General features: G+C 36.0%; 10 protein-coding genes. 2 read left to right on the plus strand and 8 right to left on the minus strand.

Annotated elements, in window-relative coordinates:
• Positions 1 to 89 precede the first annotated feature (89 nt).
• Entirely contained in the window at positions 90 to 521 is a 432-nt protein-coding gene (locus OLM58_RS00710; RefSeq protein WP_264530792.1) for a hypothetical protein, read from the plus strand.
• A 167-nt stretch (positions 522 to 688) separates the two neighbouring features.
• A complete protein-coding gene (locus OLM58_RS00715; protein ID WP_264530793.1) occupies positions 689 to 2,467 on the plus strand; it encodes an AMP-dependent synthetase/ligase in 1,779 nt (592 codons plus the stop codon).
• 126 nt (positions 2,468 to 2,593) lie between these two features.
• Here OLM58_RS00715 and OLM58_RS00720 read toward each other — a convergent pair whose 3' ends face one another.
• The 8 genes from OLM58_RS00720 to OLM58_RS00755 form a co-directional block, all read right to left on the minus strand.
• Positions 2,594 to 2,755, minus strand: a complete 162-nt coding sequence (locus tag OLM58_RS00720) for a hypothetical protein (protein WP_264530794.1) — start codon at positions 2,753 to 2,755, stop codon at positions 2,594 to 2,596.
• 61 nt (positions 2,756 to 2,816) lie between these two features.
• On the minus strand, positions 2,817 to 3,320 hold the full coding sequence (locus OLM58_RS00725) for a hypothetical protein (RefSeq protein ID WP_264530795.1): 504 nt from the start codon (positions 3,318 to 3,320) through the stop codon (positions 2,817 to 2,819).
• Positions 3,321 to 3,562: 242 nt separating this feature from the next.
• Positions 3,563 to 4,174: a DUF5565 family protein gene (locus OLM58_RS00730; RefSeq protein ID WP_264530796.1), complete on the minus strand. Its 612-nt coding sequence runs from the start codon at positions 4,172 to 4,174 to the stop codon at positions 3,563 to 3,565.
• Positions 4,175 to 5,012: 838 nt separating this feature from the next.
• A complete protein-coding gene (locus OLM58_RS00735; protein ID WP_264530797.1) occupies positions 5,013 to 6,341 on the minus strand; it encodes an SWIM zinc finger family protein in 1,329 nt (442 codons plus the stop codon).
• A 5-nt stretch (positions 6,342 to 6,346) separates the two neighbouring features.
• Positions 6,347 to 9,451 (minus strand): WGR domain-containing protein, encoded by a 3,105-nt coding sequence (locus tag OLM58_RS00740; protein WP_264530798.1) that lies wholly within the window; start codon positions 9,449 to 9,451, stop codon positions 6,347 to 6,349.
• A 339-nt stretch (positions 9,452 to 9,790) separates the two neighbouring features.
• Positions 9,791 to 11,257 carry a tyrosinase family protein gene (locus OLM58_RS00745; RefSeq protein WP_264530799.1) on the minus strand — a complete coding sequence of 489 codons (1,467 nt, stop codon included), beginning with the start codon at positions 11,255 to 11,257 and terminating at the stop codon, positions 9,791 to 9,793.
• A 40-nt stretch (positions 11,258 to 11,297) separates the two neighbouring features.
• Complete coding sequence (locus OLM58_RS00750; RefSeq protein ID WP_202702062.1) at positions 11,298 to 11,726, minus strand: hypothetical protein; 429 nt, start codon at positions 11,724 to 11,726, stop codon at positions 11,298 to 11,300.
• Between the two features lie 17 nt (positions 11,727 to 11,743).
• The gene (locus tag OLM58_RS00755; RefSeq protein WP_264530800.1) at positions 11,744 to 12,706 is read right to left on the minus strand and encodes a multicopper oxidase domain-containing protein; all 963 of its coding nucleotides are present in this window, start codon (positions 12,704 to 12,706) and stop codon (positions 11,744 to 11,746) included.
• Positions 12,707 to 12,729 lie beyond the last annotated feature (23 nt).

The following is a 12,729-nucleotide window of genomic DNA, read 5'->3' on the forward strand; positions in this document are numbered from 1 at the left end:
ATTTTTCTAGTGAAAATTGAACTATATTCGCCAAAAAATTCGTGCCCCGAATTTTTTGGCAGCTCCAAGAACCCTTAAACCTACATAGAATGAAAACCCTGCAAGTATTTCTTTTTACTTTATTATTTAGTGCCGTAAAATCACATTCTCAAATTCACGTAGACCGAATCACTTATAAAGTCCGTGACCATTTTATTACCACCACCATTGGGTATCCTGTACCCGGAACTTTTTTACCAACAGGAAAAAAAGAGCCTTCTACCATTTTAAATCCGGACGGAACAGGAATTATTCAATATGAAGATCTAAGCAAAAAAAAGATCAACTGGGGAATTGAATGTACCGAAGAAGGTATTCCGGTTTTTAAAGAAGGTTTCAACAGTGCTTCCTATACTTTCTGGTACCGTACCAATGACAGTGAGGAGTGGAATTACACACAATTTTCTATCCATTTTGCCAAGAAAAAAATGTTTCTGATGGGCGAAAGAGTAAAAGAGTATGTAGATTATAATGTACAATAAATACTACATATTAGTCAATTTTTCTTGATTATATCGTATTTTACTACAAAAAAGAAAACGTTTTCGCAGATTTTTTAAAGTACTTATAATTTTTCCCATAAATTTCGATAAATATAAAAATTATACCTAATTTTTATTTAATTTGCGATAAAATTCAATATACTAACATGGTTTCAATCACACGCCTTTTTGATTTTCCCTATTATCAACAAGAAACTTATAACCTTCAGGTTGCCTTAGCAACTAAAAAAAACGGAGTCTGGGAAAAGACATCTAGCCAGGAATATATTGCAAAAGCAAATGCTATTTCGAGAGCATTATTGCGCATGGGTGTTCAAAAAGATGATAAAATTGCATTAATCACTTCTAACAATCGTACGGAGTGGAATATTATGGATATTGGTATCCTGCAAACCGGTGCTCAAAACGTACCTATTTACCCAACTATTGCCGAAGAAGATTACGAATATATATTAAATCATAGTGGAAGTATTTTCTGTTTTGTATCCGATACAGAAGTACTTGACAAAGTAAACGCAATCAAAGCTAACGTTCCTACTTTAAAAGAGGTCTATTCTTTTAATGAAATTGAAGGCTGCAAACACTGGTCTGAATTGCTAGCGCTAGGAGAAGACGAGAGCAATCAAAGCGAAGTTGAAGCCAGAAAAGACAGTATTAAACCAGAAGATTTAGCTACTATTATTTATACTTCCGGAACAACAGGAAGACCTAAAGGAGTTATGCTATCCCACAAAAACATTGTTTCTAATGTTTTAGACAGCGCGCCAAGAATCCCGTTTGATCCGGGAAAAAGTTCAGCTTTGAGCTTCCTTCCTATTTGTCATATTTTTGAAAGAATGATTTTGTACATCTATCAATATTATGGTATTTCGGTTTACTTTGGTGAATCGATTGATAAAATCAGCGATAACCTAAAAGAGGTACGACCAAATGTAATTACAGCTGTTCCAAGACTTTTAGAGAAAGTTTACGATAAAATCTACGCAAAAGGTGCTGAATTAACAGGCATTAAGAAAAAACTATTTTTCTGGGCCATTGATTTAGGGCTAAGATACCAGCCTTATGGTGCCAATGGTGCCTGGTACGAATTTCAGTTAAAAATCGCCCGTAAACTTATTTTCAGTAAATGGAAAGAAGGTTTAGGAGGAAACTTAGATTTAATGGTTTCGGGAAGTGCTGCTTTACAACCGCGTTTAGCGAGAGTTTTTGCTGCTGCTGAAATTCCGGTTATGGAAGGTTACGGTTTATCTGAAACATCACCGGTAATTGCTGTAAACGACCAAAGAAACAAAGGTTTTAAAATTGGAACTGTTGGAAAACCAATTCGCAATGTAGAAGTTAAAATTGCAGAAGACGGTGAAATCCTTTGCAAAGGACCAAACGTAATGTTAGGTTACTACAAAGATCCTGAAAAAACAGCCGAAGCTTTACAAGACGGTTATTTCCACACCGGAGATATTGGAGAAATTGACAGCGAAGGTTTCCTTAAAATTACAGACCGTAAAAAGGAAATGTTTAAAACTTCGGGAGGAAAATACATTGCTCCTCAGTTGATTGAAAATGCCATGAAACAATCTCGTTTTATCGAGCAGATTATGGTGATTGGTGAAGGCGAAAAAATGCCGGCAGCCTTTATTCAGCCTAACTTTGAATTTGTAAAAGAATGGGCTAAAATTCACAAAATAACTTTAGGAAACAACGACAAAGACATCAGTACTAACGCACAGGTTATCAAACGTATTGACGAAGAAGTAGAAACCATTAACGAGAAATTCGGACACTGGGAAAAAATCAAGCGTTTTGAACTTACTCCTGACGTTTGGTCGATTGACGGAGGACAACTTACTCCTACCCTAAAATTAAAACGTAAAATCATTAAAGAAATTTACAAAGATCTTTACGCTAAAATATACGGACAAAATTAATAAACCAACATAATACTAACCAACGAAAAACGGCTATCTCATAAAGACAGCCGTTTTTTAATTGTACAAACATCACTTTAAATAGTCAACAACAGTTGTGAGCGCTATACAAAGCGGACTTACGTTTTAAGCTTGTGGTCGAATTAAAAACCCATTCGTTTGGGTTACTCCATCCCTTTTTGCCTTTAAAACAGCCAATCCATATTCAGTAATTGTACTTTCCTGTTCTTCAGCAACTGTGTGCTTACTGTGCTTTTCATCTAAAGCAATATTACTAATTGTATTCATAATTTTTATTTTTCAATTTTAAAATAATGTTTTTTAAATCCTTAACTCATAATTCTGTTTTCTAGAAAAACATACTTTTAATATCCCTAAAGAAATTTCTTTTCTTAGATTTCTTTTCAGGCTTCTCTTTTTTAGCAGCACTCTTCTTCTCAAAAACTTCTTTAGCCTTTTCAATTTTTCTGATTGGTTTTGCATCTTCCTTTTTAGAATTTTCGTAAAACTTCTTGAGAGGACGAGGATGAAAATCAACCAAAATTGCAGCCATATTGATGACATCCATACTGGACGGATCTGTTTCTCCCTTAAAGAAGGTTTCAATAGGTCTGAACTTATCTTTCTTCTCCTTAAACTTATTCTTCTGGGTATGATCGAAATCTAAGCCCAATAGATTACTAAAAACATTCATGTCCTCTTTTGTTGGGTTGTTTTCGAAAATGAGCCAGCACAAATCACGAAGTTTTGCACGAGAAGGTTTGTACAAATAATCAAAGTATTCTCCTTCTCTTTCGATCTCGTATTTTTTTCTAATTGCTCTTTTGTATTTTTCTAATGTATTGTTACTCATAATATTCTACTTTTTTTTCGGAATTTTCCGGAACCTCAGGTATCCTCCTGATCTCTCATCCATAGAGTGTTAAAATATCTTTACCAAGACAATAACTTCTAAAAGAGATACAATACTTATTGTATTCCTTCTTCCTTCCGTCGCTTAGTGTGCTCTGCATCCATATCGTTATCGAAATAAACAGACACTCACTAAACCTAATTTTACTAACAAGACCAAAATCATGGTCAGGCTTACTTTTTTTACTCATGGTTAGAAACAATTAAGTTATTGGCATTTTTTGTTGGGGTCATTTCTAACTTCGAACGTTTTATTCCAAAATCAGATTTTCTTAGCTTACACATTCTTCCATCTGAAACATGGTGAAAAACAATACCTTCAACATCATTTTCTAACAAAAATCTTTTCAAATCATCAAATTCAAAATTTGAAAAGTCAAAAACCTCACTGCCGTGTTTCATCAGCATGTGTTTTTCCAGTTTTTCAGGATTTCCCTGCACTTTAGGGCCGCATAATTCAAATGTCCCATCGATCTTAATTTTTAAATTATCAAAACCTTCAAAGAAAAACTTATCCTCAGGTTTCAAACGATCACATTTTAACCAATGCGGATGATGTCCCGTAATACTATCTGCTTCCTGACATGCAATCGCACCGGAAGGAATTACACGCCCTTTTTTGGCATCAAACCTTTTAAATAATTCTCCCTCAATAATTGCTGCAGCTGAGCCATCAAATTTTCTTGTGGCAATAACTTCTCCGGTTGTAACCCATCTATTTTCATCACTAACCTTATTTATCACCCTTGCCAGATCATGCGGATCTTTAACAAATAATGTACTTATCTTTTTCATCTTATATACTTTTAAATTAAATCCTCGATTTACTCGAAGAACATCAAACAACTTTTACATTTTTAAATTTCAATCCATAAAAAAAGCACCCGATTAAAGGTGCTTTATAACAAATACGATAATTATCATATTCCCTATAATGATGCACCAGCATGTAAACCCCTTCAAGGGCCGAACTTGCGTTTATTGGTTTTACGTGATATGTATTAAAAATGAAATCCATTTTATATATTGTTTTATTTTTAAAATCTATTGTTTTCGAAATTCAGTGTCCCGATATTCTTCGGCAAAGATAATGTCAAAAAAATCATACTTCCAAATTCCTTCACCACTCAATTCACTGGTTTTCAACAAACTAAACACTATGATTAAGTCATAGAAATCCCTGTCCGCTTATCGAAGCAGCTTTTTTATCAAATCAAATGACTGTTACTCATCAGATTACTTTTCAAGACTATATTTTGGTGTTTTTATAATTCATTAAACATTTAATGTGTAATTTTTTTAAATATTTTTTTGTTACGATCAATTTGTAATCATTTTCCATCTTTTTTATCCTGCTGAATTATCCCCAAAACAAAAAAAGCGCCCTAAAAAGAGGACGCTTTGCTATATCTATGTTGAGTTTGTAACTTCAATTTACACTTCGATTTCATAAAAATACAGATCACATCCTGAGCCCTTAACAGGGGCAAATCCTGCTAAACGATCACTATATAGTCCTACTGACAGATTAATATTTTTATTTTTCATTTCCATTTCAGGTACAAATATAGCATTTTTAGAAATTAATTTAACTTTATTTTAAGATTTGTAGAGCATGTCTTTAATTTTCAGCTTAAGAAAGTATCATTTTCACCGCCAAAATATGCTTGCAGATTCCTCTCTTTCCCTGATAAGCCGTAAACCAGTCGCAGGTACATTTTTGAGAAGTAGTATCAATGATTACTTTATGTACCACACCGGAACCTTTTACTTTGGCTTCAATATAATCGGCTCTGCGTTCTGTGATTTCTACTTCTTCCTTATCAATTAGCTTTTTCGCATTTTTCAATCTCGGATTTAAAGATAAAATACGTTCTGTTTTAAAAGGAAGACGACGGTAAAAATGAGCCTTTTCGCTTAAATCATACCCTAATAATCCCATGGAAGATAAATTGGACGTTAGATTATCCATCGTGCCAAAATCAATATCATTTTCAATCGAAAGCATGGTGGGATCAAACATCTCATTCGATTTTAACAAACTGTTTAGTCCGTACACCCATTCCATCGGTAAATTTTCTGTCATGGTTTCCAGAACATTTCCTTCACCCGAAAAACCACGGTAGGAATCCGGAGAAAAAGCCATCAATAGCTGCATTTTACCAAATTCGCATACAATAGCACAAGTCTGCTTATCATCTGATTCGTAAACAAAAATCTTATCTACAATGGCCAAAATCCCTTCTAATAAACGCAGTCTTTGAACGCCCCCTATTCTCACACTGTCTGAAGTTGCCAAAGTCGAAAACATAAACTTTCCGGCTCTTTTGGTGATAAAAAAATCACCTTTTACGCTTCCTTTCGGCAGGCTTTGAAAAAGCTGAATGGTTTGTATTTTATTGAGTTCAAACTTCAGATCCATATCAGCCAAATAAAGCTGAACACTGGTTAATCCTTTGATCCAGCGCATGGGCAAAGTTACTTTTTTCTCGACTACTTTTGCTTTGCTGGTTATCACCTGAACGTCTTGCTGACCAACGGCAAGGGTTACCTTTTCATTTTTCTGAATCGCATTTAGCGCATTCAGCATCGGATCGTTAAAATCAACATTAGTCGTTCCATTTGCAATAAATTCGCCGTCGATGGCTTCGGGTTTCATGTCTAATCTTACATAGACTCCATTACAGGACGAAAACCCTTCAAAACGAAGTCTTTCTGAACCTGCAGAAACAATTGGGTCGCGAAGGCTGGGCGGAACTGGTCCAAAACTCGAACGCACTACTTTGGCAATCGTACTCCAGCATTTTGCCGTAACATAAGGATCAGTTAAACTTCCCCAGAAAAAGCACGGAATATTATTAACTTCCTCAATTTCGGTTTGATGGGCCAAAACCAAATTATTGATTCCCTTTGTTTTACTGTAAGTTGAAATTCCTTTATAATTATATTCTAAATCTGTCATTTTCTTTATTTTAAAATTTGCTTAATCAAAGATTTAAGCGAAGCATTATCTTTCCACTGTTCAAAAAACGCAATGACGCTTTCTGACGGTTTCTGATTGGTTTTGATTAAAACATCAACATAGTTTTCGACCATTTTCTTGAAATTTGTCGGTAGCTTTTCGCTCACTTCCAAATGAGCAAAAAAGGCGTTAAAGAACTGCAGCAATGCGCTGTTGTGTAAAGGTGAAATATCTTTTAAGGCAATAATTCCATCGGTTAATCTCGAAAAAGCACCATATTTTCCTGTTGCTGCAAAAGCCGCCTTCTCAGCAAACTTCTCTATATCGATTATTTGTTTCTCAATTAGGTTCATTAAAGTTTCGGAGGCCAGTAAGCGTAAATCTTTCTTTTCCTGGAAGAAACAAAGCGCGAATAACAATAAAACATTCTCCGAGAACCTCATTTCCGGTCGGTTTAAAACGTCCAGAAAACCTTTTAATTCGGGTTTTGAACCGTCCGGAACTACACAGTTGTTCAATAAAGTCATCACTAAAGCATCCGGATTTTGTGGTGTCAGACTGTGCCAGTAAAATGTATTTCCGCCATAGTTTATATTGTAATCCCAACTGTTCGATCTTTTGTAAATATCAAGACTGTACAATAGATAATTGGGCGTTTTGATGTATTGTGGCAGTTCGAAACGAAGTTCGTACCACGAAGGCGATCTTTCTTTTTCGTGTGTTTTATAATTGTTCCACTCGTTCCATTTTTCCTTAAAGGAGAATTCCGTTTGAAATGGCGAAACCACAAATGGAACTTGTTTTAAATAGGTATTTTCAAACTCGCTAAAAGTATGGTCCGGATAAAATGTTCTGGCTGCAACGGCCCATAAAGATAATATTCCGCTTTCCTTGGTCGTTTTTCCTAATGTTGCCAAAAGTTTTGAAACTAATGAACCCGAATCAATCGTCAGTTTATCTTCTGCTCCCAAACAGTACGACAACAAGGCTTTTAATTCGCCCTCGATTTCATTCAATAAAGGAAGTGCTTCATGCGTATTTTCTCTCGGCATTCGCGCAATGGCAATTGCTAAATCAAGAGAATCAATTTCTTCGTTTGCTTTTTGATAGGCAATTACACGCTCCAACAAAACTTTAGGAGCGACCCAATACGGTTTATGACTAGGGAAAGAAAGCAATGGCAGTTTTGAATTGGATTCAATTTTCTGCTGTACTTTTTCTAATAACGGTCGGATTAAAACCAGTGTATTAATTTTTAAATAATGACTGTCTCTGGTACTTAACTTATTGTTGATGTTTTCAATTTTCTGAGACAAAAACGATTTCATATAGTTCTTATGAACACTTTCAAAATAGAATTTGTTCAATTGTTTTTGATAAGGCTGTAACTGCGCGCTGTAATCGGCGGGAAACAAATCTCTTTGCTGGATATAAGTATTCATCAGGATTTCGGTGTCCAGAACTTCTTCAGAAGCAATGAAGTTTCCAAACTGAAATAAAATTTCGTTCCAGTCCTTTGGCAGTTGCACTTCTTCGGTCAATACCAGTTCTTTTTGAGCTTGGAACTGATATTCTTCAAATCCGGCATCGTCCGACATCAAAGCATCCTCATCTAAAAACTGACTTAAACCTGATTTGATATTTCCCTGCATCAACGTAACATAGGTGCTCAGTTTTTCTTTCAGCACTTTATCTTTTGAGGAACCGATTTTCAGAATAATTTTAGACACTTTTTCCTGTAAAGTCAAATCAGAAATCACATAAACATCAGCCAGAATAGAGGCAATTTGATTGTTTACTTTCGGATTGGCTTTACTTATTTTTTCTAAAATCGGAAGCGCATTTTTTATGGCTGCTTTGCAGTCGCCACGCATCATTAAAGGTTCCAGCCATTCCAGAAATGATTTGGCTTTGAATTTCGGATGTGCATAAATTTTCTTCACCAATTCAATTCCGTAACTCGTAATAGGCGGATACGCGTTGTGCAAAAACGAAAATATATTTTCCTGAAAAACAATCAGTTCTTCTTCTGTCGCATTAAATTCTTCGATCCTTTTTCTGAAAAAAGATTTTAGATTGTTGTTCCATTCTTTGGTTTGAATCTGGATGGCATTTTCGATAAAGAAACTGCGGTCCATTTTTTTCTCGTCTAATAAGGTTTTGTAGACAATGCTCCAGGTCTGGAATTCGTTATAACTTTGGTTGTCATTATCCCGAAAAAAGCTGTTGTGAAGTATGGTTTCGTAATTAAACAATTCCGGAATATCTCTCTGATATCCTTTTGTATCATTGACAAGGGTATTAATGAATTTTCTGATTTTTGTCTTGGCACGCCACTCGTTTGTTGCGGCGAGACTTAAAGCGTACAACTCGGGATTGAATTGCAGCAGACCTTCCTCTTCAAACTTTCGCAGGATATGATAATTGACACTTACCCAGTCCTGTCTTTTTACTTTATCCAGAATAAAAGTTTCCAGCCAATTGGGTTTTGCCCATAACAATGTGTCCAGAACATAGGATTTCTGATCGGCTTCATCCAGCAATTGCAGTACTTCATCCCACGAATTAATATCGGCTTTATCAAACAATGCGATAGCGCTCAGCGTAATAATTTCTTTTTGCTTTTGATCTCCTCTTGTTCCCCACGAAGATCCCCAATTGTTACCGGTTTTATTCTTCTTCAAAAATTCCGGTTCTTTGGATAAATCGATGTATTGGGTCCAGTATTTTTTATTTTTTTTGATGTGCTTCTTTAAAGCTTCTACATTTCCTTTTGCATTTTCTTTTAAAAAAGGAAGCATCAAATGGATATCTTTTGCTTTTATGATGGCATCATATTCCTCTAAAACAGCAGCAGAATTTACCGCCTTACCCGTTTTTGGTTTTGAAGTTATACTCGCTTCTCCGTTTTCAGAATATCCTTTTTTCAGTTTTTCGCTGACTAATTTTTCAGCATTTCGCAAACATTCTTCATCTGTTGAAAAACTCTTGGTCTGTGAAGTTCCCGAAGTTCCGTTTTTACCGTAAGTTACCGTAAATTCAAATCCTGTCACGTTTATTTCCCAGAATTTATCGGAGTTTCCATCAATGTATTTGAGACTTTTTTTCATTAGTAATCGTATAAAACAAATGTTATTTCTAAATATATAATATAATAGGTAAAGTAATTGAATGTTGTTGTAATGAAAATCGTCGTTTTTTTACTGAAGAAGCGCTCTTTTGTAAACCTAAATCCTGAACTGGCGTGCTTCTATTCCCTTTTATCGACTTTCATTTTCAATCTGTAAAATAAGAATTTTATAGCAAGATCTTCTTAAAAGAACATCTTTTAAATGTTAAAAAATCCTACGAAAAAAAGCAGCATTAGATTTCAAAAAAATACCCTGCAAATCAGTATTTGCAGGGTTTGGAATATTGTTGGGATGTCGTTTTCAGAAAATCAAAAAAACTTAATTTGCTTTTATCACACTAATTTTTTCCAGAGTAACTTTAGCATCTCCGCCTCCGGTCTTTTTGATAATAACTTGAAAATTCGCATCCGTATTCACTAAGTCATCTGAAATATAATAGGCATATTTAAGTTTTACCCCATCTTCACCAATTTCATGATTCTTTCCAATTCCGTGATCATGAGCAAGCCCAAAGAAAGTCATCATTCCCACATACTGATCTTTTTTTCCGGGATAACGCAAATAAACCGTATAATAATCACTTGGTTCTTTGTAAACAGATACATCCAGATTCAGAATTAATCTGGAATCGGCAGTTCTAAAAGCTTTATTCGTATTTCTTGCAAAGGTACTGCTCACTTTATGCGTAAAAGCCGAAGTGCCTAATACTTTACCCACTTTTTGTTCCCAAACTACTTCTTCTTTGGCATCCTGAAAGGAGATTCTGGTTTTTACCTTATTTTCATTAGCCGCTAATACCGGAGTTTTAGATCCGTAAAGTAAATCATCGTATTTGTAATCTAAATTAAAAACGATGTTGTACACTTCCTCCATCGTATAAGTGATGTGACCTCCGTCTGGAGTGATAAATTCATAAGGCCATGGATTCGCTTTTAATTCTTCTAAACTTGGACGCTGACCAAATTCCGAAACATCCCACGACTCCCAAATACGATCGACCATGCTATGATGCAGCCAAAAAATAGGATCGAATCCGGCCGACTCAACTTTGGCCATTAGACCCGAAGTTATTTCCTGATATATTTCGTTGTAATGCTTTTCTGGCGGATGAGCATATCCCCCGCCAATAAGAACGTGCATATAACCGTGAGGCTGACCTTCAAGACTACTGCTAAATCCCGCATCGCCTGCAAAGGAAGGATTTGTTCTTAATTCGGCTATTGAGTTTCGAATACTAGCCAACTGCTCGGGAAGGATTGGCTTTCCATTGTTCAAAATAGTATATCGTGCTGCGGTATACAAAGAACCTGATGACTCCCTAAAAGGTTCGGCCATAATATTCTCAGATTCTTCTTTACTGCCGTAATTCCAGTACGGAAGTGCAAAATCTGCTTTTCCGGACAATTCTCTAACAATTTTTTCTAAATACCAGATGTACATTCTGTGCCATAAAAGAAAATTTAAAGCTGCATTATTAGTGTCAGTGTGTGTACAATCTGCCCAGGCCCATAATTTATTATCAATAGTCTGATATTGCGGACAGAGCTTATTGGGACCTGTTATCTTTTCGGGGATATTATGAATTGCACCTTGATAATACCAGGAAATACCCTTCTCACAGCCCGCTTCGCGCATTTTCTTAAAAGCCACTTTCATCGCCTCAATATTGGCTTTCCCCTGAGGCGTATTGGCATTCCAGCGAATATACTTCGCATCCGCTTTACTCTGACCATAGGACAATCCAGAGATCAGAATAAGTAAAAATAAGTTAGTAATTTTTTTCATTTTTTTTGTTTTTGGGTGATTAATAAATTGGTAGTTAACATTAAAGCACTTCGACTTCAAAAGTTAAAATCTGAGCATACTTAGGGTTTGCTTTGTCGTAGATTTTAAATTTCACCGTCCCGTTGCCTATTTTGCTGGCAGGAATTACATGAATGGCAATAAACCCCTGCTGATCCGGGTTAAGTTTATTAAAAGAAGATCCTTTGGGAATCCCAATCTGGCAGGCGCCGTGCTGGCACATCGAGCAATCCCACTCCTTTGGAAATGTATTCGATACCGTTTCCCAAACCAGATAAATGGGTTTATTTGAAATATTTTCGACCTTGATTTTCGAAATGTCGAGCCGTTTGTTTTTCAGTACACTTTCTTTATTGACCGCAGTTCCTACTACCGAAAATGTAGGTTTGTTTTGCGCAAATGAAATAGAAACCGAAAAAAGGAGTATCCAATAAAAGTACAGTTGTTTCATAATCGTCGATTTAAATTTTAATGAAAAACAGCAATAGCCGTTTCGTAAACTTTCTTTTTTGAAATAGGATCAGTAAAATGGTACATCAGTTGTTCTGTATCTCCCACATTTTCCAGGGAAACGAGTATTTCCAGACTTTCTCCCGCATGCAGTGCGGCTGTGCATCCGCTAGCAGACTCCAGTAAAGCAGTCTCGTTTCCAAACCTCAGCTTTAGTTTTGCGTTTGGCGGAAATACAATTTCATGAAGATACAATCCCGAATTGACCAATCGAAGCAGCACCGTTTCGTTTTTACGATCTAACGATTGTAAGCCCTTAGTATCAGAAGCAACTTGTCCGTTAATCAAAAAATAATTGGGTTTGTAGGGCGGAAGAACAATAGGTTTATTACGAGAATCGTATTCGGTACCCATGATGGCATCGGTGTGCCATTTTGTATCCAGTTCGTTGCTGCACCAAAGAATTTCACGCAAGGGCTCAGGCGTCTGAAAATCCTTTTCTTTCGGTTCAATAATGATAATGCCAAACATTCCCGCCTGAAGATTGAACGGATAATTTTCGGGACTGTAATACAAATAAGTACCCGGTTTTTCGGCCCGAAAAGAATAAAACCCATGCTCCATATGATGAATGGCTTCTTTTTTCTTCATCACCTTATTGTTTTTGTCCCATTGAACAAAATCAATTTCTTTACAAAATAAAGAGACCGGATTTCCCTGCGAAATGCTCCAAAAATCAACCCGAACAGTATCGCCAACCTTTGCCTTTATCTCAGATCCCGGCAAAGTAACCTGCCCCGAAAGAGAGTTCGTAAAACCAAAAGTCCGGACAGGAACGTTATTTTTAAGCAGCAGTTTACCTGTTGTTCTCCCGATCACTAAATGTTCGTTTTGAGAAAACAAAAACAGATTGCTTAGTAAAAAGCAAAAGAGCACTATGGATTTGGGGCATCCTTTCATTTCTAAACTTAAATCACTCATTGCCAATACATTTAGCAATGCAA

This window comes from Flavobacterium sp. N502540 (assembly GCF_025947365.1).
Classification (GTDB): Bacteria; Bacteroidota; Bacteroidia; order Flavobacteriales; family Flavobacteriaceae; genus Flavobacterium.